Origin of the sequence: Polaromonas aquatica (assembly GCF_042659145.1) — a bacterium.
Taxonomy (GTDB): Bacteria; Pseudomonadota; Gammaproteobacteria; order Burkholderiales; family Burkholderiaceae_C; genus Polaromonas; species Polaromonas aquatica.
This window is the reverse complement of the sequence record NZ_JBHSRS010000082.1, coordinates 300,391-321,724: the sequence shown is the minus strand read 5'-3', so window position 1 is coordinate 321,724 and position 21,334 is coordinate 300,391. Positions and strand designations below refer to the sequence as shown.

Annotated in this window: 18 protein-coding genes; 4 read left to right on the top strand and 14 right to left on the bottom strand. The window is 62.3% G+C overall.

The features are described from left to right. The 7 genes from ACFQND_RS19235 to ACFQND_RS19205 form a co-directional block, all read right to left on the bottom strand. Window positions 1–4,396 (bottom strand): two-partner secretion domain-containing protein (locus ACFQND_RS19235; protein WP_377414354.1); only part of this gene is annotated, 4,396 nt, incomplete at its 3' end. A gap of 27 nt (window positions 4,397–4,423) precedes the next feature. Beyond that, window positions 4,424–6,133 carry a ShlB/FhaC/HecB family hemolysin secretion/activation protein gene (locus ACFQND_RS19230; protein WP_371437112.1) on the bottom strand — a complete coding sequence of 570 codons (1,710 nt, stop codon included), beginning with the start codon at window positions 6,131–6,133 and terminating at the stop codon, window positions 4,424–4,426. A 679-nt stretch (window positions 6,134–6,812) separates the two neighbouring features. After that, window positions 6,813–8,207 (bottom strand): MFS transporter, encoded by a 1,395-nt coding sequence (locus ACFQND_RS19225; protein WP_371437098.1) that lies wholly within the window; start codon window positions 8,205–8,207, stop codon window positions 6,813–6,815. 148 nt (window positions 8,208–8,355) lie between these two features. Continuing rightward, window positions 8,356–9,279: a fatty acid desaturase family protein gene (locus ACFQND_RS19220; RefSeq protein ID WP_371437097.1), complete on the bottom strand. Its 924-nt coding sequence runs from the start codon at window positions 9,277–9,279 to the stop codon at window positions 8,356–8,358. 16 nt (window positions 9,280–9,295) lie between these two features. Beyond that, window positions 9,296–9,958: a TetR/AcrR family transcriptional regulator C-terminal domain-containing protein gene (locus ACFQND_RS19215; protein WP_371437096.1), complete on the bottom strand. Its 663-nt coding sequence runs from the start codon at window positions 9,956–9,958 to the stop codon at window positions 9,296–9,298. A gap of 364 nt (window positions 9,959–10,322) precedes the next feature. Further along, window positions 10,323–10,895 (bottom strand): hypothetical protein, encoded by a 573-nt coding sequence (locus ACFQND_RS19210; RefSeq protein ID WP_371437095.1) that lies wholly within the window; start codon window positions 10,893–10,895, stop codon window positions 10,323–10,325. 62 nt (window positions 10,896–10,957) lie between these two features. Then, entirely contained in the window at window positions 10,958–11,179 is a 222-nt protein-coding gene (locus ACFQND_RS19205; RefSeq protein ID WP_371437094.1) for a CsbD family protein, read from the bottom strand. Window positions 11,180–11,409: 230 nt separating this feature from the next. Here ACFQND_RS19205 and ACFQND_RS19200 point away from each other — a divergent pair, with 230 nt between their 5' ends. Together ACFQND_RS19200 and ACFQND_RS19195 are read left to right on the top strand one after the other, a co-directional pair. After that, window positions 11,410–11,826, top strand: a complete 417-nt coding sequence (locus ACFQND_RS19200) for a MarR family winged helix-turn-helix transcriptional regulator (protein ID WP_371437093.1) — start codon at window positions 11,410–11,412, stop codon at window positions 11,824–11,826. A 70-nt stretch (window positions 11,827–11,896) separates the two neighbouring features. Further along, complete coding sequence (locus ACFQND_RS19195; RefSeq protein WP_371437092.1) at window positions 11,897–12,295, top strand: tautomerase family protein; 399 nt, start codon at window positions 11,897–11,899, stop codon at window positions 12,293–12,295. 46 nt (window positions 12,296–12,341) lie between these two features. Here the strand turns inward: ACFQND_RS19195 and ACFQND_RS19190 are convergent, their stop codons facing one another. After that, window positions 12,342–13,952: an ABC transporter permease gene (locus ACFQND_RS19190; protein WP_371437091.1), complete on the bottom strand. Its 1,611-nt coding sequence runs from the start codon at window positions 13,950–13,952 to the stop codon at window positions 12,342–12,344. Between the two features lie 112 nt (window positions 13,953–14,064). On the opposite strand from ACFQND_RS19190, the gene ACFQND_RS19185 reads away from it, so the two are divergent. Then, window positions 14,065–15,177, top strand: coding sequence for an ABC transporter ATP-binding protein (locus tag ACFQND_RS19185; protein WP_371437090.1), 1,113 nt, complete (start codon window positions 14,065–14,067; stop codon window positions 15,175–15,177). On the opposite strand, the gene ACFQND_RS19180 is transcribed toward ACFQND_RS19185, so the two are convergent. From ACFQND_RS19180 to ACFQND_RS19155, 6 genes are read right to left on the bottom strand one after another with little or no spacing between them, the layout of a single operon-like run. Further along, the gene (locus ACFQND_RS19180; RefSeq protein WP_371437089.1) at window positions 15,143–15,880 is read right to left on the bottom strand and encodes a lysophospholipid acyltransferase family protein; all 738 of its coding nucleotides are present in this window, start codon (window positions 15,878–15,880) and stop codon (window positions 15,143–15,145) included. The genes ACFQND_RS19185 and ACFQND_RS19180 overlap by 35 nt on opposite strands. Before the next feature lie 22 nt (window positions 15,881–15,902). After that, complete coding sequence (locus ACFQND_RS19175; protein ID WP_371437088.1) at window positions 15,903–17,225, bottom strand: dihydroorotase; 1,323 nt, start codon at window positions 17,223–17,225, stop codon at window positions 15,903–15,905. Further along, window positions 17,222–18,184 (bottom strand): aspartate carbamoyltransferase catalytic subunit, encoded by a 963-nt coding sequence (locus ACFQND_RS19170; protein WP_371437087.1) that lies wholly within the window; start codon window positions 18,182–18,184, stop codon window positions 17,222–17,224. The genes ACFQND_RS19175 and ACFQND_RS19170 overlap by 4 nt, the downstream gene beginning before the upstream one ends. A 52-nt stretch (window positions 18,185–18,236) precedes the next feature. Continuing rightward, entirely contained in the window at window positions 18,237–18,743 is a 507-nt protein-coding gene (gene pyrR, locus ACFQND_RS19165; protein WP_371437086.1) for a bifunctional pyr operon transcriptional regulator/uracil phosphoribosyltransferase PyrR, read from the bottom strand. Then, window positions 18,740–19,156: a Holliday junction resolvase RuvX gene (ruvX, locus tag ACFQND_RS19160; protein WP_371437085.1), complete on the bottom strand. Its 417-nt coding sequence runs from the start codon at window positions 19,154–19,156 to the stop codon at window positions 18,740–18,742. The genes pyrR and ruvX overlap by 4 nt, the downstream gene beginning before the upstream one ends. Further along, window positions 19,153–19,740, bottom strand: a complete 588-nt coding sequence (locus tag ACFQND_RS19155; protein WP_371437084.1) for a YqgE/AlgH family protein — start codon at window positions 19,738–19,740, stop codon at window positions 19,153–19,155. Before ACFQND_RS19155 ends, ruvX begins: the two co-directional genes overlap by 4 nt. A gap of 86 nt (window positions 19,741–19,826) precedes the next feature. Between ACFQND_RS19155 and ACFQND_RS19150 the strand changes: the two genes are divergently transcribed. Beyond that, the gene (locus ACFQND_RS19150) at window positions 19,827–21,302 is read left to right on the top strand and encodes a cryptochrome/photolyase family protein (protein ID WP_371437083.1); all 1,476 of its coding nucleotides are present in this window, start codon (window positions 19,827–19,829) and stop codon (window positions 21,300–21,302) included. Window positions 21,303–21,334: the final 32 nt, after the last annotated feature.

Below are 21,334 nucleotides of genomic sequence, written 5' to 3'. Positions count from 1 at the left end.
TGGCCGTCAGTGCGCCACCGGCCTGCACATTGGCGGCTTTGGCGTTGAGGTCGTTTCCGGCTGCAAGCCTCAGGTTGCCCTGCACGTTGATCTGGCTGCCCACGTCGCGGCTCTGCCCATCCGTCAGGAAGTTGTCCCTGTCAAAGAAGACGGCGTTGCTGCTGGATGTGGTGACGGTGCCCAGGTTGATGTTGTTGCCTGCGCTGATGAGGGTGCTGCCGCTGGCTCCACTGTTGTTGATGACGCCGGCAATGATGTTGGCATCACGCCCGGCGCTGGCCACCAGGGTGCCGTTCTGTCCAGTGACATACAGCCCGGCCACGCGGTCCAGCCCGGTCTGGCTGAAGGTGTTGTTGCCCACCTGGTTGGTGGCGCTGCTGGTGGTGGTGACGATGTTCAGGTCGCGCCCGGCCAGTGCCGTCAGGCTGCTGGCGGCGTCTATTTGCCCGCCTATGTTGTTCAGGTCGGTGCGGGCAGCCACTGTCACGGCGTCACCAGTGATGCGCCCGCCGAGGTTGTGCACGTTCTCGGTGCTCAGGTTGACCACGGTGCGACCGGCGATGGTGCCGCTGTTGCTCAGGTCGCCGTTGAGATGGAGGTTGATCTCGCGGCCCGCCAGCAGGGCGCCGTTGCGGTTGAGGTCGCCGGGCTGGAGGCTGGCGATGTAGACCTGGGGCACCAGGGCTTGGGTGGTGCTGCCGTCGGGCAGCAGCACGTCGCGCTCGACCAGCCAGATGATGTCGCTGGTGAGCTGGGCCATCTGCACGGCCGTCAGGGCAATGCCGGGGCGCAGCTTGTACGCCTGGGCGTAGGTGATGCCTGCGTCCATCAGGGCGCGGTATTGCTGCTCGTCGCTGGTGTAGCTGGCCAGGAAGCGCATACCGGTGAGCTGGGCGATCTGTTCGTTGATGAGGCGTTGTTCGTAGAAGCCGTCGCCCAGGCGCTTTTGCGTGACGGTGGGGTCCAGGCTCAGGGTGGCGAGCATGTAGTCGCTGCCCAGCCACTGGCGCAGGTTCGTAAAGCGCGGGTCGGTTTCTACGAGGTAGCCACCGGCCGGGTTGGGGTCGGTGTGAAACAGGCTGCTGTTGGGCAGCGTGATGACGGGCGCTGTCGGCAAGCTTACCGGTCCGACAGTGGTGGCTGCATGCAGTTGTGTGCCGCTGGCCATGCCCTGGCTGGCCGGGGACACCATGGCGTCCTGGCGGTAGACGTTGAAGGAGAGTGTCTGGGGCACATCCTGCACATAAGCCACGGGCCGGTAGGCGTTGTAGTTGTAGTCGCAACCACCCCAGCCGCCACAGCCTTCGTTGTAGTTGCTCCACGAATAGTCGGTGCCCACCTTCTGGGCATTGACGGTGGTGGAGCGGCCGCGGTTGTCCACGGCCTGGCCGGTGATGTTGAGCGCGCCGCCGGCGATGATCTGGCTTTGGTCGTTGATCAAGGCGGTGGACGCCTTGAGCGTAATGGCGCCGGCGCTGAGGATTTTGCCGGGCGCACTCTGCGTGACGACTGGGGTGTAAGTGGTTTGGGCGTATTCGCGGTACCCCTCGAACGCGATCGCGCTGGCGTTCACGGTGGTACGGAAGGTATCAAGCTTTGCCTGCAGAGCTGCCCAAGGGGCGATGGAAGCATTCCAGGCGTCCAGTTCCTGCTGCGTCGGCAAGATGGTGAAGTCACCATTGTTGGTGCCCGTAGGCCTGGGCCCCGGCATGGCCCCGGCCGGGGCGGTCATGCCAAAGACTTGCCATATCGGGTCGGTGGGGGCATAGACAAACGCGTCGGGAACAAGATAGCTCCCACCTTCGAAGTCCAACTCGGAATGCTGTGGCGTGTAGGCATTGGGACTGCCGAAATAAGGCTGGTAGGCCCGGCTTGCGTAAGGACTGTTGGCCAGCACTATCTTGCCGTGGCCGTCACCGCGATAGTTTGTCCCCTGCACAGGGAAACCCGATCCCGGCGTTACCGGCGGCAAAAACATATAGCCGCCGTGCGACGCCGCATTGGGCTGGTCGCTGCCGGGTGCAATCCATGCAACATCGGTGCCGCTGAAGATGCCTTGCCCGGTGATGTACTCCCTCAGGCTTGAGCTGCTGGCGGTCTGCACCGTGTATGCGAAATCGGGGTTGGTGTTGTTGATCTGGGCGGCGGCAATACTCAAGCCGCCCATGGACTCGATGGTGCCGCCGCTGTTGTTGACGCTGCCCGCAAAGCCGGCGGCCTGGCGGTTCGCATCCAGGCTGCCACCGATGTTGAGCGCGTCGGCGGCCTGGCCCGCGCTGAAGACAAGTGCGCCCTTGCCGTTGTTGATGACATTGGCGCCTATGTCCAGCCGGTTTCGAGCTGCGACGACGGGCGTTTTTGTGACACCGCCTACTGTCTCCGCGTTGTTGTTGATCGTGGTGGCAGCAATGCTGAGGCTGTCGCCGTAGATGCGGCCTGCACCCAGGTTGTCAAGCGTTACCGCATTGATCGCGGTAATGCCCCCATCGATCAGGCCACGGTTGGTCAGGGCATTGCCGGCACTAACTTTGGTGGTGGCAGCGCTGATTTCCGCGTCGAGGGCGTTGGCGATAGTGGCGGCCGACAGTGCGAGCGTTACGCCGGCTTGCAGCTTGCCTGAATTGGTGACGCTGCCCGCACTGACCGTGACATTGCCGCCAGCAGTGACCTGGCTGCCCACCAACGGTGTACCTGGCGCTGGTGAATAAAGGGCGCTGTTATCCAGCGCGCTGGTGATGCTCACGTTCAGGTCTGCAGCGCCTGCGGTCTGCAGGAAACCACCCCGGTTGATGAGGCTGTTGGCGCTGAGGGTGACGTTGCCGTTGCTGGCGATCCGGCCGCCCGTGTTGTCGAGAAGACCGGAAGCCGTGATGCTTGCACTGCCTGTTCCGGCCTGGACGATTTCGCCTGCGACGTTGGACAGCTTGTCGGCCGACAGCGTGAGCTGCCCGGCCAGGATGGCGGCGCCGTCGGTACGCAGCGTTTGTGCCGTCGTGGCAGTCAGCAGGCCTTGTGCAGTTATTTTGGCGCGACTGGCGTCAATGTCGCCATTGCTCGCGGCAAGCGTCAGGCCCTGGCTGTTGAGCTTGCCGTCAACCAGGCTGATTTTCGTGCCGGAAATACCTGTGCCCCCGCTGGATACAAGTTGCCCGTTCAGGGTGACGCTGTCAGCAGCAGTGATGGACAGCTTGCCGCCGGCCGTCAGGGAACCGTCGGACACCATGCCTGCGGCGACAACGGAGCCTGCAGCAGAGCTGATTTTCGCGCCTGCGCCAGTGGCTTGCAGCGTGGTGTTGCCTTGCGCGGCGACCACACCGGTGCTGCCGTTGGTGATGCTGCCTGCGGTGGTGATGCTGGTGTTGCCCGCCGCCTTGATGCTGCCGCTGTTGGTCAGCCAACCGTTGGACTGCAACACGACGTCGCCCGCCGTGGCGCCGACAATGCCGGCGTTGCGCATGCCGATGCCGGACTCGGTGCCGATGAGAAAAATCTTGCCGGCGTACATGCCGCCCAGTTGCGCAACATCGAGCGCGAAGGAAGGCGCAGCGCCCGTGCCGGCCATGGGCGCCACCGCAGGCATGGCGCTGCCCTGGTCGGCACTGACCTGGTTGGCGCCGGTAACAACCTTGAGGTCTTTGGCCCAGATGCCGGCATTGAGCTGAACGGCCCGCGCAAGGACATGGGTGTAGTCGGCCGTGCGCGCATCCAGGCCGGCGCCAAGCACGTTGACAGCGCCGCCCTGCACACGGAAAGCATCCAGGCTGCCGTTGTTGATGACGGGTGTGCCGGTCGTCAGGGTGACGCCGCTGGCGTTGATGAAGCCGCCGCCGTTGATGTTGATGCCCGCCGGATTGGCGATGATGACTTCGGCGCGCTGGCCGGCGACTTCGACGTAACCGCGCAGCTGGCTGGGGTTGCCGGAGTTCACTTCGTTGAGGATCACGCGGGCCGAACCGGCCGCGAGCCAGGGGTTGGCCTGGACGTAACCTCCAAGCTGGGTCTGGACGTTGACGCGGCTGTTGTTCAAAATGACGCCGCCAGGCTGGACATCAAACTGGCTGTAGGTGTTGCGGCTGACGCCGGCGGCACTGGGCGTCTGGATATTGACCTGCGGCAGGCCGTTGGCCGTGCCCAGGACAGTGGGCCGCTGGCTGCCGGGGGCCGAGGGGTCGGCCACAAGCTGGGCCCGGGCCACGGGTTGCATCAGCAGCACCATGCTCAGCGCTGCCGAAATACAAAAACCCAAGGGGCGCAACACAAAAGCCAGGCTTTGGGCACTACCGTCACGACCCGTCTCGTCGCTGGCGCTTTTGCCTTGCGCACCCGCAGTTTCCGCCACCGCCATCAATTGGCCGAGCCGTTTGTTAAAGACGATACGGTAAAGGTTTTTGTTCATGGTGTTGCCCCAACGAAGAAAATAAATCTAGAAGCTGTAGCTCAGGCTGAAGCCGCTTGTGTAGCCGGCCGTGCGAAAACCATTCGGCTTGTGGATGGGCTTGCCGACAAAGAAGTCGTACTGCATGCCCCGGGCGCCTCCGCGCAGGCCTAGCACGGCGCCGGCCAGCGTTTTGCCCACGAGGAATTCGCTCGACGGCCCGCTGACGTGCCCGTAGTCCAGGCCCACATAAGCTTCCTGGCCGCTGTTGCCCAGTGCAACGCCCAGGTCATTCCGAAGCAGCACGCCGCGCTCTGCGGACAGGGATGTCTCGCCGTCAAAGCCGCGCACGGTGTAGCGCCCGCCAATGGCAAAGCGGTCCTGCGGTGTGAGCGGCGTGTGGTTGGCCTGGGCGCGCAGGGTGCCGCTGTAGCGAAAGCTCTGGCCGAGCGCCTTGAACGGTGCGTTGAGCGCGGCATCAAGCGTTGTGAGCTGCATGCGCGAGGTGCCTTCGCCAAACGACTCCTCGGGCGCAGGCAGGGACCCGAAGGCGCCGGTGCCGCGTTTGTAGGCCAGGTTCAAGTCCAGCGTGGCGCTGCCGATGAACTCGCGGTGGCCGACACCGGCCTCCAGCCCGCCCACGACGCGGCGCTGCACTTCGACCTCGGTGTCGTCAATGAAGTTTTGCGACCTGCGCTGGAAGGCCTTGAGGCTGAGGGTGGTCTTGCGGCTGGCATCGCGGTAGACAAGGCGCGACAGCTTGACTTCCGTGTTGCTGCTGGTGCCGCGGTAGACGTAGTTCTGGCTGATGCCTGCGACGGTCTGGAAGTACTGGCTGTTGCTGGCAGTGGCGCCCAAAGTCCAGTAACCGAAGGGGACGGAGTAATGCACGGTGTTGCCGCGCGTCCCGCGCCCGCCCGTTTCGCCACCGCCGAGGTCGTGGTTCAGGGATACATAAAACAGGTCGTTGAGCGTCCACCAGTTGTCATAGGACAGGGTGACCCCGCCCTGGTATTTGCCTGTTCCTCTGGAGCCGCTGTCATCGACAAAAGCCGACAGGCGAAAAGGAAAGGCCTGCCGATAGCTGATGACGAGGTCGCTCTGGCCGGGCTGGGCGGACTGCGCAGACGGCGTGTGGGAAGTTTTGGCCTCTTCGATCTGGATATCGGCTTCGGCCGTGGGCACGCGCTTGAGGTTTTCCAGGGCCTGCTCGATGTCGCGCAGGTTGAGGATGTCGCCCGGCGCGGCAGGCACGGCATTCCAGGCGTTGCCGCGCCCGTCACTGCCTTCCGAAAAACGTAGCGCGCGAATACGGCCGGGAATCACGGTCAGGACAAGCACGCCGGTTTTGAGGTCTTGCGGCTCGGCGAGTACGCGGGTGGTGACATAGCCGCGCGCAATGACGGCGTTCTGCACGCGCTTGATCACGATGCCGACGCTTTCCGCACCCACGCAACGGCCCACCGGGGAGTCGCCGTGGTCCGGCCCCGCCGCTGCATCGAGTGCCCACGCGAAGGGGGATGCCTGCGCCTCAGCAGCCGCTTTGTCGCCGGCAACGATGCGCAGCTTCAGCGCATTGACCTTGAAGCACGGCGACTCGGCTGCTGGCAGTTTTGCCGCTTCGGCTTCGGGCGATTTGGGTGCTTCAAGCAGGCGGACGTCAGGCGTTTTTTCCTGTTGCTCGCGTAACAGGCGGTCACGCTCCTGCGCGCGGCGCTGCTCCTGCTCTGCGCTGGTTTGGGGCGCCGGCTGGGCCATGGCCTGGCCGGCAAGCAGGAAAACAGCCAGGCCAACGCCCAGTTTGAGTATGTTTGAATGTGTTTTCCTGCTGCTTCCGCTGTTTTGAGTGCGCGTTCGCACTACGCCGGGCAAGACACCCAGATCCTCGTGTGGCTTGGCCAATCACGCTTCTCCCTCAATTTCAATTATTCTTAGTAAACTAATTACTTACTTTTCAATCCCGAGCGGATGATGGCAGAATTTTTCTGGGGCAGGCTTGCAGACCCCTGTCAGAACTAACAGGTAGCAACACTTTTTGTTGTTTTTTAGATACTTTTATGCGCACAATGCCACGCGGCTTATTGCGCTTTACAACGAAAAATCTCAATTCGCCGCCACGGAAAACCCCTTGCATCAGGGTTCCATGAGGCCATCCAGGCGCCACTTTTGGCAAAACATGGCGCTGCGCGGGGCGGGTTTTATTGAAAACGGGTTTGCCCCGCGTGCGATGAAGCGAAGCCATGCGCTACCAAATTAATAGCTGGTTGCGCGCATTCTTATTTGGCCAGCGGCTTGTTTGATGCCTGAAAACTGCTGTTTTCGGGAGTTCTGCAGTTGTGTTCACGGCACTTTTCAGAATGAAAAGATGCTGCAGCCCAATGAATACAGTCGCAGGCAGCTATTTAATTCATAGCGCCACAGAATCCGGCTGTGGTTTTTACAGACGCTTGATGCGCAGCGCGCTGAAGATGCCAGCCATGGCCGCAAAGCCGGCCGCCAGCCACAGGGCGATCAGCGGGCCCTGGCCGTCATGCGGGTCGAACATGCCGAAGATCACGGCCAGCAACACGGCGCCCAGTGTCTGGCCGGTCAGCCTTGCCGTGCCGACCATGCCGCTGGCTCCGCCGCTACGGTGTGGGGGCGATGAGGTCAGGATGATGTGGTTGTTGGGCGACTGGAACATGCCAAAACCCAGGCCGCACAGGGCCATGCGCCAGACGATGTCCAGGTTGGCGGGCTGCGCCGGCAGCATGGCGAGCAGCACCAGGCCCAGCGCCAGCAGGCCCAGCCCGGCGCCGCCCAGCAAACCGCCCGAATAGCGCCCTATCAGCCGCCCGACAATCGGTGCCATCACCACAATGCCCAGCGGCCAGGCGGTGAGCAGCAGGCCGGCCTCCAGGTGGGTGCGGCCATAACTGCCGAGCAAAAGAAACGGCAGACCGACGTAGGCGAGCATCTGCGCGCAAAAAGCGCCAATGGAAGTGCCCATGGACAGCGCAAACACGGGGATGCGCAGCAGGTCCACCGGAAACAACGGCAAGGGCTGGGCCAGTTGGCGGCGCACGTAAAAAATGCCGATCACGACACCGGCAGCAAGCTCGGTGGCGGCCAGCCACAGGGGAACACCAGGGGCTGCACCGCCCGGCCCCTCGACCCGCACGCCAAGCCCGTCGACGCCCAGCACGATCAGGCTGAACATCAGCATGTTCAACACAACATCCAGCACGGAAATGCGCGCACCCGTGGCCTTGGCCACGTTATGGGGCAGCACGCTGCGGCCACGCAGCAGGCAAAACAGGCCGATGGGGATATTGATGGCGAACAGCCAGGGCCAGGAACCCACCGACAGGATGCCCGCGGCGATGGACGGCCCGGCGACCGAAGCGGTGGCAACCACCATGGAATTGATGGCAATGCCGCGGCCCAGCATATGGCGCGGGTAAATCAGGCGCACCAGGGCCGAGTTGACACTCATGATGCCGGCCGCGCCCACACCCTGCAGCACGCGCGCCAGGGCCAGTGTGGTGAGCGAATCGGCCATGGTGCAGGCCGCCGAGGCTACGGTAAAGACCGTCATGCCTACGAGGTAAACGCGCCGGTAGCCGACGATGTCGCCCAGGGTGGCCAGTGGCAGCAGCAAGGCCAGTGTGGCGATCTGGTAGGCATTGATCACCCAGATCGACTGGGCGGCGCTGGCATTCAGCTCACGCGTGATGTCGGGCAGGGCCAGGTTCACGATGGTGCCGTCGAGCACCGAAACGACGATCCCGAAAATGACCACAAACAAGGCCCTCGTGCGCTCGCGCGGGGGCAATCCATCCTGAACAAGCATGCAGACCTTTGGCAAAACTGCCCGGTAAAACGCCAGCCATGGCCGCCTGCGGGCGCGTGCCTTGTAGTGACCTTCCGGGACAGCGCGCTATTTTAAGAGCGCGGTGTGAAACGCGTGCGACCGGGCTGGATACTGCGCTCCGCCGGCACTATGCGGAAGACGCCAGGCGCAGCACGGTGGCGTAACCGGGCTGCACTTCCATGCGCGCGGTCACGCCCCGGGCCTGCAGCAGGCGGTGCGCACGCGGCAGATTCCAGCACGGGACCTGCGTGAACATGTGGTGCTCGCAGTGGTAGTTGACCCAGTAGGGCGCGATAAACAGCCGCTCAAGCAGGCTGGCATGCGTGGTGCGCGCATGGCGCAGCGGATCAGTGCCGTTTTGCACGATCAGGGCATGCTCTGCAATGTTGCGCAGGCGGCTGACCAGCGGCAGCCAGGTGGCCATGGGCAGCAGCCACATCAGCACCCAGGCCCACCAGAAGCCGGCGGCGCTGAACAGCGCCAGGCCCAGGCCGTTGCAGATGAAAAACACGCGCTGCCTTTTCAGCTCGGCGGCAATCAGGGCCCATGCCGATTCGCTGGGCCGGCGCGCCTTCAATGCATCCGACAGCATGCCAAAACGCTGCTTGTAAAAAGTTCGCCCGCTCAGGTCGCGCAGGATTTTGCGGCGCAGGGATTCGCGCGTGACGGGAAACGGTGCCGACAGCACCAGGTCCGGGTCTTCGGTCTGCTGCACAAAACGGTGGTGCTGCAGGTGGTAGGGCCTGTAGAGGTTCAGCCCCGGATCGCAAAACCACAGGGCGACGCGGTCATTGAGCTGGCGGTTCGCGTGCAGCAGGCCGTGGGCGGCATCGTGCATCAGGATAAACAAGCCGAGCTGGCGATTGCCTATGACCATCACCATCAGCGGAATGGTGAGCGGCCAGGCCATTCCGACGGCCATGGCAGCGCCTATCACCAGCCAGCAGTGCAACACCAGCGCGATGCCCTTCCATGATGAGCGGGCAGACAGCGCCCGCCACTCGTCAGGGCTAAAGAACTCTTCAGGTTTGACGCGGCTTGCAGCGCTCATGGTGGTCCTTGTCTTCTTATTTACGTGGATGGCCGCCCGCAACGACCTGCAGCCTGGCGCCTTCGGGCGACTCGCTGCGCAGCAGCTCCAGCATGTCGCGGGCGCACTCCTGCGTGCCCAGTCCTGTGGCGGCCCCGCGCAATACCGACCCCAGCGCCAGCGCCCAAAAGCGGCGCGCGCGCATGGCCGGGTCATCGTCATGTGACCACCCGCGATGGTCGCGGACCGCGCCATAAGCACGGTCGCCCTCGGCATGCAGGCGGTCAAAGGTGCGCTCGATCAGCGGCGCCAGGTCCTGGCGCCGGCGCGTCAGGGTCAAGGCTTCGATAAAGAGGGCCAGGCCGGGCGAGGCAACAACGCTTTCAACCAGCGCACGGGTGTAGCGCTCCATCGTCAGCGCGGTGGATGCTGCCTGTTCGGCCTGCTGGCCGGCGTAGAGGATTTCGCGGCAGGCCGCCTCGACAAACAAGGCCTCCTTGGTGCGAAAGTAATAGGTGACCTGGCTCGGGAAAGCGTTGGCGGCAGCGGCGATCTCCGAGACCGACACCCCGCCCAGGCCACGCGCCTTGAACAGGCCCACCGCAATGTCCAGCAGGTGCGAGCGCATGCGCCGGCCAGGCTCACGGCTCGCGCGAACGCCGGCTTCCTGGAGCAAGGTCAGGTCTGGGGCTTTGGGCATTCAATAAATGTATGACGTACAAACAAAACCGTCAATCCATCCCAACCCGTGCCAGCTTGCAAGCCCTGGCAGGCAGAAAAACTTCCTTGTTTACTATGATTTTGATAGCTGACTGCGCTCACAGGATAGCGGCCCCAGGCACAAAAGGCATAAAAATGGCACCTTGAAGCGCCTGAAAACCGGTTTTTGGCCGCCTTCCGGACTTTTACCGGCTTCCCGCGACGGATTTACAGCCATTTTTTAATATAAATAGTGCCTGCGGCCGGCATAGAACGCGCGCAGACAGCTATCGAATTAATAGCAAAAAAATCCCGGCATGCAAGCGCATGGCCGGGATGGCGGGTTGGCGTGAGCCAGGTGGTGCTTACTTCATGCCGTATTTGGCCTTGGCATCGTTCACGCAGCCGTCCTTGACGGCGCCTGCCAGACTGTCGCAACGCGCTTTTGCGGCCGCGTACTCCGCATCACGGTTTTCTGCGCTGGCGTCTTTTTTCGCATCGCTCATTTTTTTGGTTTTGGCTTTGCTGGTGTCCTCGGCAACCCTGGCGACCTTGGCTTCTTCCTTGCCTTTCACGTGGGCCGCCTTGGCATCCTTGACACAGACATCCTTGGCATTGCCGGAAAAGTCATCGCATTTTTCCTTGGCCGTGTCGTAGGCAGCATCGGCCTTGGCCATACCGACTTTCTCGTGGTGCCGCGGCGTTGGCTCGTACTGGGCTTCCAGCTCGGCCTTTGCCACCTTCTCGGCACCCTTGGCTTCAGACACGCAAATGTCCTTGGCGTTGGCTTTCAGGCTGCCGCATTTGGCGAGGTTGACCTTGTAGTCGGCGGAAATGCGGTCATTGCCGGTTTTGTATTCGGCTTTGGTCATCGCCATGGCGCTGCCCGCAAAAGTGCAGGACAGGGCCACGGTGAGCATCAGCAGTTGGTTTTTCATGGGCAATCCTTCGGTAGATTCGGGAAATAAGTCGTGCGTTCCTGGGAGCTCTTCTTGAGGGCTCAATAGCGCTCGAAGAAGTTCGTCGGGTTTTTTTCATGCCAGGCAGTGACCTGCTTTTCGGCTTCGTCTTTGGTGATGCCGTGGCGCTCCTGGATCTTGCCCAGTAACTGGTCGCGCTTGCCGGCAATGATGTCCAGATCGTCATCCGTCAGCTTGCCCCACTGCTCCTTGACCTTGCCCTTGAATTGAAGCCAGTTACCCTGTGCGGTGTCCTTGTTCATGAGTTGCTCCTGTCTGTGAAAGTTAATAAATCCGTATGCGGCTTGCACAATTCTTAAAACCGTCGCGAGCCGCCTTTGGGAGATGTCTTCACCTTAGCGGAATGGTTTTTTGTAAACGGTAGTCCTGCACATTGGTTCTGCGTAGTCTCTTGCCTACGTTTGCCATATGGCCACTCACAAGGCTTTCAAATAAAGTTGCATAGCTAACCATTGAATGCCAGAATGCACACATGTTCGAGCATTGCCTTTATTTCAACACCACCGCACTGGCACGCCTGGTCGACAAGGAATGGACGCTGGCTTTCAAGCCTTTCGGCGTGACGCCGTCGCAGGGTTTCATGTTGCGGCTGCTGCTCAGGCACCCCGGCATGTCGCAGCACGAGCTGGCCACGGAGCTGACGATTTCACGGCCCACCGCCACACGACTGCTCGATGGCCTGCAGGCACTGAAACTGGTTGAACGCAGAAGCCTTGAGTCGGACGGCAGGCACTGGGCCATCTACCCGACCGCCAAGGCCGAGGCGCTCCATGCCGGCATCAACAAGGCCAGCAGCGATGTCACCCGCCGCATCCAGCAACACATGGGAAAGGAGAACTTTGATGAAACCGTCGCACGCGTGCGCAGCGTTTCGTCCGCCCTGAAATAAAACACCACCTCTCTTTTTTCATCCCTTTTTTTATCCAGATAGTTGCATAGCTAACCACATAGAGAGAAAAATGCCCATACTGAACGTCAAAATCAGCCAACCCGCCAGCGACAGGCTGACGCACGATGTCTCCGAAATACTGCTGGAACTCACCACACGCATCCTGCGAAAAAAACGCGAGCTCACCTCCATCGCAATAGATTACGTCCCGCCAGAGCACTGGGTAGTCGGCGGGAGGACGCTGGCGGCGCAGGGAAAAAACAGCTTTTACTTTGACATCAAGGTGGTGGACGGCACCAACACCAAGGACGAAAAGGCGCAGTACATCGCCGAGGCCTTTGCGGCATTTGGCAAGCTGCTCGGCAGCCTGCATGAAGAAAGCTACATCTACGTCCACGACGTGCGTGCCGAGGCCTATGGCTTTGGCGGCCTGACGCAGGAGTACCGCTACATCAAGGGCAAAACCTGAAGCGCCGGGACCTGCGCGCCACAACCCGGCCGGCCTCGCCTTGTGCTCACTTCGTGCGCAAGGTGCGGCTCAGCAGTGCCACCGGCAACAGGCCGACCAGCACCAGCGCCAGCGCGGGCAAGGCCGCTTCGCCCAAGCGTTCGTCTCGCGCCAGCTGGTAAGTGACAACGGCCAACGTGTCGCTGTTAAAAGGCCGCAGCACCAGCGTGGCCGGCAGCTCCTTCATCACATCGACAAACACCAGCAGACCCGCCGTTGCCACCGAACGCTTGAGCAGCGGCCAGTGGACCCGTGCGAGCAGCCCGGCCCCCGTGGTTCCCAGCATGCGTGCGCTGTCGTCCAGGCTGGCCGGGATGCGCGTGTAGCCGCTTTGCATGGACTGCAGCGCCACTGCGCTGAAACGCACAAGATAGGCCCAGACAATGCCAAGCACCGTGGCAGTCACCCAGTAACCCACACCGCTTGCGGGTGCCACCGACTGCAGCCAGCCCACCGGCAGCAGCAGGCCCACCACGATCACGGCACCGGGCACGGCGTAACCCAGGCTGGCCAGTTGCACCGAAGCACGCGTCACCAGCGATGGCTGGCTGCGCGCGGCAAACGCCAGGCCTACAGCAAGCGCCGTTGCCAGTACCGCGCTCAGGCTTGCCAGCCACAGGCTGTTGATAGTCCAGTTGGCAAACTGCGACCACAGCAGGTTGTCCCAGCCCAGGATCAGCGGGCGCAGCATGAACAGCACCGGCAAGACAAAACCCAGCGCAATCGGCAAGGCGCAAACCAGCCAGGCCAGCGCTGCGCGCCCGCCGCGCAACTGGACGGGCGAAGCATCGGCGCTGTTTGAACGCCCACCACGGCTGCCGACAAAACGCATGCGCTTTTGCGCCACATGCTCGATGCGCAACAACACGGCCACCACCAGCAGCAGCACGGTGGCCAGTTGCGCAGCCGCGATGCGGTTGTCCATGGACAGCCAGGCCTTGTAGATGCCAGCCGTGAAAGTCTGTATGCCGAAGTAGCTGGACACGCCGAAGTCAGCCAGGGTTTCCATCAATGCCAGCGCCACGCCCGCGGCAACGGCGGGACGCGCCAGCGGCAGGGCCACCTCGCGAATGCGCCGCGACAAGGGCGCGCCCAGCAGCCTTGCGGCTTCCATCAAATGCACGGCGCGCTCTGACAGCGCGGTGCGCGCCAGCAGATACACATAGGGATACAGCGCCACGGTGAACACCAGCACCGCACCGCCCAGGCTGCGAACCTCGGGCAACACACGGCCCTGCAGCCCGAAGGTTTCCCGCAACCAGATCTGCATGGGCCCGGCGTATTGCAAAAAGTCGGTATAGGCATAGGCCACCACATAGGCCGGCATGGCCAGCGGCAACAACAACGCCCATTCAAAGACACGCCGCCCCGGGAACGCAAACAGCATGACCGTGCTGGCCGTGCCCATGCCGACCACCGCCACACCGATGGCCACACAGACACACAGCAGCAGCGAGGTCAGGGTGTAGTCGGGCAACACCGTCTGCAACATCTGGACCAGGATGTCGCTGGCTTCGGCATTGAACTGCAGCCATGACAGCACCACGGCCAGCACCGGCAACATCAGCAGACCGACCAGCACAGGCAAAACAACAAAAGACAGGAAACGGCGAAACATGAAGCCCCGAAAAAAAGGCTTCTGCCGGTGCGGGCCGTGCCCCACCGGCATGCGCCAGGGAAATGCAGAGGGTTACTGCAAATGAGAATTGTAAGCATCTACAATCATTTTCATGTTCCTTGAAGTTTCACAACTGGGCGTGCATTACAGCGGCCGCACCAGGCCTGCCGTTGACGGCGTTTCTTTCAGCCTGCAAGCCGGGGAAATCGGGGTGCTGATCGGGCCGTCGGGTTGCGGCAAGACCACCTTGCTGCGTGCCGTGGCCGGACTGGAGCGCGCGCAAGCTGGCACCATCACGCTGGCGCAACAACTTGTCAGCAGCCCTGCAATCCACACGCCAGCGGAGTCGCGCCGCATAGGCATGGTGTTCCAGGATTACGCCTTGTTCCCGCACCTGGACGTGGCGCGCAACGTGGGTTTCGGGATCACACAGTTGCCCGCAGCACAACGCGCGCAACGCATTGAGGAAGTGCTCACGCTGGTGGGATTGCCCAATGCCGGCAAACGTTTCCCGCATGAGCTGTCGGGCGGCCAGCAGCAGCGCGTGGCACTGGCCCGCGCGCTGGCCCCTGCGCCGCGCCTGCTGCTGCTGGATGAACCCTTTTCAAACCTGGATGTGGATTTGCGCGAGCGCCTGGCACATGAAGTGCGCGGCATCCTGAAGGCCGCGGGCGCCACCGCCCTGTTTGTGACACATGACCAGCTGGAGGCCTTTGCCATCGGCGACCGCATCGGTGTCATGCACCACGGCAAGCTGCACCAGTGGGACGATGCCTATGCGCTGTACCACCGGCCGGCCACGCGTTTTGTCGCCGACTTCATAGGCCACGGCGTCTTTGCGCCGGCGCGTATCGAACAGCGTGCTGGCAAGGTGGTGGTACATACCGCCCTGGGTGAATTGACGGACCTGCAGGAATGCCCGCTACCGGGCGCCTATGCAGACGGCCTGTGCGATGTGCTGCTGCGTGCCGACGACATCGTGCATGACGACAACGCGCCGGCCAGGGCGCAGATCATGCGCAAGGCATTTCGTGGTTCGGAGTTTTTGTACACCCTGCAACTCGCCAGTGGCGAAACCCTGATGGCGCACGTGCCCTCGCACCACGACCATGCGCTCGGCGAATGGATAGGCATACGCGCCGAGGTGGACCATGTGGTGACCTTCTCGCGCGAAACCCCGCCTGAAGAGGCTATGGCTGGCGCAGGTTCTCAATCTCGGTCCTGAGCGCCAGCGCCCATTCCCGCCTGTCCCTGCCCCTGGCATATTGCGGCTGGCCGTAGGTGATCACCACCGCAATGCCCGAGGTGCACAAGGTGCGCCAGACGGATCCCAGCAGCGTATCGTCACCGACATAACACGGCGCCGCACTGTACTGGCCTGTTGCATGGTCGACAAACTGCAGGGCCACCGGCTGCACAGGCGCATTGGCCGCGATGGCCGCCTGGAACAGGTTGGCGTGAAACGGCAGCAACCCGATGCCGTCACCGGTCGTGCCTTCGGGGAACACACCGATCACGTCACCGGCGCGCAGGCGTTCGGTCATGTGCTGAACCACCCGCATGGCATCACGCCGAGACTCACGTTCTATAAAAAGCGTACCCACACCGGTCGCCAGCGTGCCTATCACCGGCCATTGCTTGATGTCGGCCTTGGACACAAAACGGCAAAACCGCGCCGCATGCAGCGAGGTGATGTCCAGCCAGGAGATATGGTTGGCCACCAGCAGCATGGGGCCGTTGACGACGGGCTGGCCGTTGACCACCAGCTGGATGCCAATGCGGTCCAGCATGTTGACGGACCAGGCCTGGATGCGCATTTCCCTTTGCTCCTGGGACAGGCGCGGGAACACCAGCAGGATGGTGAAAAAACCGCTGAAGATATGGACCAGCGCACGCGCGAGTTTGCCGCAAGCCTTCAGCCGGTTCATGCATGCACCACGGATGCGGCGGTCAAATTTCAGCCTTGAGCGGATGGGCCTGGTACGCCATCTGCCCGCCCACCAGCGTGTATCGCACCCTGCCCGGCAACTGGTAGCCGGAGAACGGTGTGTGCTTGCCCTGGCTGCGCAATGCGCCTGGCTCCACCGTCCACTCTGCGGCCGGGTCAAACACACAGATGTCCGCGACACCGCCCTTGACCAGTTGGCCTGCACTGGCCTGCAGCGTTCCCAGGGCAGCGCCCAACACACGCGCCGGCTCGCTGGTCAGCACGGCAAGCGCGCGCATCAGGCCGGCGTTGCCCGCAGCACTGTCCTGGCTCCATTTCCAGGCCAGTGACAGCAGCAACTCCAGCCCCGTGGCGCCGGGCTCGGCCTCGGCGAAAGGCAGGGTCTTGGCATCCTCATCCACCGGCGTGTGATCAGACACCAGCACATCAATGGTGCCGTCGGCCAGGCCCTGGCGTATGGCGTCGCGGTCACGTTGCTGGCGCAGCGGTGGGTCCAGGCGCGCGCGGCTGTCAAAGTAGCCAATGTCGGCGTCGGTCAGGTGCAGGCTGTTGATGCTCACGTCGCACGTCACCGGCAGGCCCTGCGCCTTGGCCTGCGCCACCAGCGCCACGCCAGCCGCACTGCTGATGCGGCACAAATGAACGCGGGCACCGGTAGAACGCACAAGCTCAAAAATCACATGCAGTGCAATCGTTTCAGCGGCTACCGGCACGCCACTCAAACCCAGCCTTGTTGCCAGAGCACCGCTTGCAGCCACGCCCTTGCCGAGGTGGATTTCCTGCGGCCTGAGCCACACGCTGTAGCCAAAACTGGCGGCATATTGCAGCGCGCGCATCAACACCTGGGTGTTGGCCAGGGGCACTTCGGCCTGGCTGAAACCCACACAACCGGCTTCGGTCAGCTCGACCATCTCGGTCAGCGCTTCGCCCTGCAAGGCACGCGTCAGTGCCCCCAGAGGAAACACGCGCGACTGGTGCAGCTTTTCGGCGCGGAACTTCAGCATTTCCACCAGGCCGGGTTCGTCCAGCACCGGGTCGGTATCGGGCGGGCAGACCAGGCTGGTGACGCCGCCAGCCACAGCAGCGGCCAGTTCACTCTCCAGCATGCCTTCATGTTCATAACCGGGCTCGCGCAAACGGGCGGACAGGTCAATCAGCCCGGGCACAACAATGCAGCCGGTGGCGTCAATGGTTTTGTTCGGCGAAAAATCAGCCGGTGGTGTTTGCAGCGAGACAATGCGCCCGCCTGCAATGGCGACATCACACACCGCATCAAACCTTGAAGCGGGGTCTATGACGCGCCCGTTCTGTATCAGTATCTTCATGCCTCGTTCCCCGCAACAATGCTCATCACCGCCATGCGCACCGCAATGCCGAAAGTGACCTGCGGCAGGATGACGCTCTGCGCGCCGTCAACAACCGCCGAATCGATTTCCACACCGCGGTTGATGGGGCCGGGGTGCATGACGATCGCGTCGGGTTTGGCCCAGGCCAGTTTCTCTGTCGTCAGCCCGAAGCTCTTGAAAAACTCCTGGCTGCTGGGCAGCAAGGCGCCCGACATGCGCTCGTTCTGCAGGCGCAGCATGATGATCACGTCGGCGCCCTTGATGCCCTCCTCCAGCGTGTTGCACACACGCACGCCCATTTGTGCCATGTCGGCAGGCACCAGGGTTTTCGGGCCGACCACACGCACTTCGGGGCAACCCAAGGTGGTGAGCGCATGGATGTCGGAGCGGGCCACACGCGAGTGCAGCACATCACCGACGATGGCCACCGTGAGTTTGCTGAAGTCTTTTTTGTAGTGGCGTATGGTGTACATGTCCAGCAGCCCCTGCGTCGGGTGGGCGTGGCGGCCGTCGCCGGCATTGATCACGTGCACATGCGGCGCCACATGCTGGGCGATCAGGTAAGGCGCACCCGACTCGCTGTGGCGCACCACAAACAGGTCTGCGGCCATGGCGCTCAGGTTGGAAATGGTGTCGAGCAGCGACTCGCCCTTGGAAGCGGACGAACGTGCAATATCGAGATTGATGACGTCGGCCGACAGGCGCGTGGCGGCGATCTCGAAGGTGGTGCGGGTGCGTGTGGAGTTTTCAAAAAACAGGTTGAACACGCTCTTGCCGCGCAGCAGCGGGACTTTTTTGACCTCGCGGTCGCTGACGCTCACGAAGTTGGCAGCGGTGTCCAGGATTTGCGTCAGGGTCGCCTTGGGCAGGCCCTCTATCGACAGCAAATGGATCAGCTCGCCGTTTTTATTGAGTTGCGGGTTTCGTCGGTACAACACGTTTTTAAACTCCTGCCTTTATCGATTTTTATCCTGGCCCATGCGCGCGGCCCTAGGCGTCCTGGACCTGGAAACTGAATGTCCCGCTTTCAAGGCGCTCCAGCGCCAGGCTTTGCGCGGCAGACAATGCCACCCGCGCGATGGCAAGGTCCGGCTGTACCGGCAACTCGCGCCCGCCGCGGTCCACCAACACCACCAGCTTGACGCTGGCAGGGCGACCGTAGTCGAACAGCTCGTTGAGCACGGCGCGTATGGTGCGGCCGGTGTACAGCACATCGTCCACCACCACCAGGTGCGCACCGTTGACATCAAAGGGCAGCAGGGTCTGCCCGCTGGAAGCCAGGCCGCGTTTGGCAAAGTCGTCGCGGTGCATGGACGAAGACAGCGTGCCGGTCTTGCCGGACAGTTTCAGGTCGGCATGCAGGCGTTCGGCCAGCCAGGCACCGCCCGAGGCGACTCCGACCAGCAATGGCGGCTCATCGTAGGTGGCCATCAGTTGCTGCATGCTGCGAAACAACTCGCGGTACAGCGCTTCTGCGTCCAGCGTCAGGCTACTCATGGAAGACTCCTTAAAAACTGCTCCAGGATTATGCAGGCCGAGGCGGCGTCTGCATCGGCCGCGCCGGCCGACAGCGCCTCGGTGGTGCTGTAGCGCTCGTCGACCTCAAACACCTGCAGGCCAAAACGGCCGCGTAGCTGGCGGGCGAACTTCTGTGCGCGAACCGTGTTCTCGTGGCTGGCACCGTCCGGGTGAAACGGTACGCCGACCACCAATGCATCGGGCTGCCATTCCTTGAGCCTGCTGGCTATCGCGGTAAAACGCGCGTCACCGGTTGCTGCAATGGTGGCCTGTGGTGTGGCCGTGCGGGTCAAACGATTGCCGGACGCCACGCCTGTGCGTTTGAGACCGAAATCAAAAGCCAGAAAAGTTTGCAGGCCAGCGGCCGGTGGTGGCATGGCCGCAAGGCTCATGCGTGGCCAGCCTCGGGAGACAGCATCCAGCTTTCCAGCCCAAGCAGCATCAGCGCCTTGGCATAGCGCTGCTCTACCGGTGTGTCAAAAATGACGGCCAGGTCGGCGGCTACCGTGAGCCAGCTGTTGTCGGAGATTTCGGATTCCAGCTGGCCTTCGCCCCAGGACGAATAACCCAGCGATACAAAAATCCTGCGCGGGCCGTTGCCGGCTGATAGCGCCTCAAGGACGTCCTTGGAGGTGGTCATTTCCAGCCCGCCGGGAATCGTCATGGTGGAGGCATACACGGACTCATTGCCGGGCATCATGGACTCGTGCAGCACAAAACCGCGTTCGGTCTGTACCGGGCCGCCCTGGAACACCGGCGCCTGCGTCAGGTCGTCGCGATGCAGGGGCAACTCGACCTTGTCAAACAGGTTTTTGAGGTTGATGTCGCTGGGTTTGTTGATGACCAGCCCGAGTGCACCGCGGTCGCTGTGCTCGCACATATAGACCACACTTTTGGCAAAAGCCGCATCATCCAGACCGGGCATGGCGATCAGGAAGTGGTTTGTCAGGTTGATCGGTGCGGAATCGAGAGGCATGGATTGATTTTACGCGCACTGCAACAACCCGGCCTCATAGACACGGCGGTGATTTCGCTACGTGCACTTTCAGTAACATCAATACCATGCACAAAAAATACCAGACCGGCCTGATGTGGTTCCGGCGTGACTTGCGCGCCCAGGACAATGCGGCGCTGTATCACGCCCTGAAATCCTGCGGGCAGGTGTTTTGCATTTTTGTATTTGACCGGGATATCCTGCGCGGCCTTCCGAAAGCGGACCGCCGGGTGGAGTTCATCCGCGAATCGCTGCTGGACCTGGATGGCCAGTTGCGCCATCTGGCTGAACAAAACAACATCGCCGACGGCGGATTGATAGTCCAGCACGCAGCCGCTGGTGATGCCATCCCGCAACTGGCCGGCCAGTTGTCGGTCAATGCCGTTTTCACCAACCACGACTATGAACCCCAGGCCCTGGCCCGCGATGCGAAGGTTCAGGCCCGGTTGGAGGCGCAGGGTATGGCTTTTCATACCTTCAAGGACCAGGTCATTTTCGAGCGCTCCGAGGTCTTGACCCTGGCGGGCAAACCCTACAGCGTGTTCACACCTTACAAAAATGCCTGGCTCAGGAAGGCTGATGATTTTTACCTGTCGCCATATCCGGTTGAAAAATATGCAGCTGCGCTGGCAGCCAGGCCGGCAACGCATCGCCTGGCCGTGCCCACACTGGCGTCCCTTGGTTTTGAGAAAACAAACTTAAAGAGCCTGAAAATCCCGACGGGCAGCGCGGGCGGCGCGCAGCTTTTTGCAGATTTCCTGGCCCGCATGAAGGACTACCACGAGACACGCAACTTCCCGGCGGTCAAGGGCCCCAGCTACCTCGGAGTCCACCTGCGTTTTGGGACGGTTTCGATCAGGAAACTGGCCAGGGCGGCGCTGGAACATTCGGTGCAAGGAAGCGAAGGCGCCGCCGTATGGCTCAGCGAATTGGTCTGGCGCGACTTTTATGCGCAAATCCTCAGCAATTTCCCGCATGCCGCCACCGAGTCCTTCAAGCCCGGGTACGACCTGATTGCCTGGGAAAAAGGCCCCCACGCGCAAGCCCTGTTTGAGGCATGGAGCGAAGGTCGCACCGGCTACCCGCTGGTGGACGCCGCGATGATGCAACTCAACCAGACCGGTTACATGCACAACCGGCTGCGCATGGTGGTCGCCAGTTTTTTGTGCAAGGACCTGGGGCTGGACTGGCGCTGGGGCGAGCGCTATTTTGCAGAAAAACTCAATGACTTCGACCTGTCGTCCAACAACGGCGGCTGGCAATGGGCCTCCAGCAGCGGCTGCGATGCACAGCCGTACTTCAGGATCTTCAACCCTGTGAGCCAGAGCGAGAAGTTCGATGCGGACGGCAAATTCATCCGCAGGTACCTGCCGGTGCTTGCGGGATTGCCCGCCCGCGCCCTGCATAGCCCCTGGCTGGCAACACCTGTCGAGCTGGCGGCCGCTGGCGTCGCGCTGGGCCAGAACTACCCGATGCCCATCGTCCAGCACGATGAAGCACGCGCGCTGACACTGCAGCGCTACGCCGTAGTCAAAAAAACCTGAACCTGCTTGCTACGTTTTCAGTAGCTGGTTGC

Coding starts and splice junctions, on each gene's coding strand:
- ACFQND_RS19230 (WP_371437112.1), bottom strand. CDS start 6,133: ATGGCCCAGCCGGCGCCCCAAACCAGCGCAGAGCAGGAGCAGCGCCGC.
- ACFQND_RS19225 (WP_371437098.1), bottom strand. CDS start 8,207: ATGCTTGTTCAGGATGGATTGCCCCCGCGCGAGCGCACGAGGGCCTTG.
- ACFQND_RS19220 (WP_371437097.1), bottom strand. CDS start 9,279: ATGAGCGCTGCAAGCCGCGTCAAACCTGAAGAGTTCTTTAGCCCTGAC.
- ACFQND_RS19215 (WP_371437096.1), bottom strand. CDS start 9,958: ATGCCCAAAGCCCCAGACCTGACCTTGCTCCAGGAAGCCGGCGTTCGC.
- ACFQND_RS19210 (WP_371437095.1), bottom strand. CDS start 10,895: ATGAAAAACCAACTGCTGATGCTCACCGTGGCCCTGTCCTGCACTTTT.
- ACFQND_RS19205 (WP_371437094.1), bottom strand. CDS start 11,179: ATGAACAAGGACACCGCACAGGGTAACTGGCTTCAATTCAAGGGCAAG.
- ACFQND_RS19200 (WP_371437093.1), top strand. CDS start 11,410: ATGTTCGAGCATTGCCTTTATTTCAACACCACCGCACTGGCACGCCTG.
- ACFQND_RS19195 (WP_371437092.1), top strand. CDS start 11,897: ATGCCCATACTGAACGTCAAAATCAGCCAACCCGCCAGCGACAGGCTG.
- ACFQND_RS19190 (WP_371437091.1), bottom strand. CDS start 13,952: ATGTTTCGCCGTTTCCTGTCTTTTGTTGTTTTGCCTGTGCTGGTCGGT.
- ACFQND_RS19185 (WP_371437090.1), top strand. CDS start 14,065: ATGTTCCTTGAAGTTTCACAACTGGGCGTGCATTACAGCGGCCGCACC.
- ACFQND_RS19180 (WP_371437089.1), bottom strand. CDS start 15,880: ATGAACCGGCTGAAGGCTTGCGGCAAACTCGCGCGTGCGCTGGTCCAT.
- ACFQND_RS19175 (WP_371437088.1), bottom strand. CDS start 17,225: ATGAAGATACTGATACAGAACGGGCGCGTCATAGACCCCGCTTCAAGG.
- pyrR (WP_371437086.1), bottom strand. CDS start 18,743: ATGAGTAGCCTGACGCTGGACGCAGAAGCGCTGTACCGCGAGTTGTTT.
- ruvX (WP_371437085.1), bottom strand. CDS start 19,156: ATGAGCCTTGCGGCCATGCCACCACCGGCCGCTGGCCTGCAAACTTTT.
- ACFQND_RS19155 (WP_371437084.1), bottom strand. CDS start 19,740: ATGCCTCTCGATTCCGCACCGATCAACCTGACAAACCACTTCCTGATC.
- ACFQND_RS19150 (WP_371437083.1), top strand. CDS start 19,827: ATGCACAAAAAATACCAGACCGGCCTGATGTGGTTCCGGCGTGACTTG.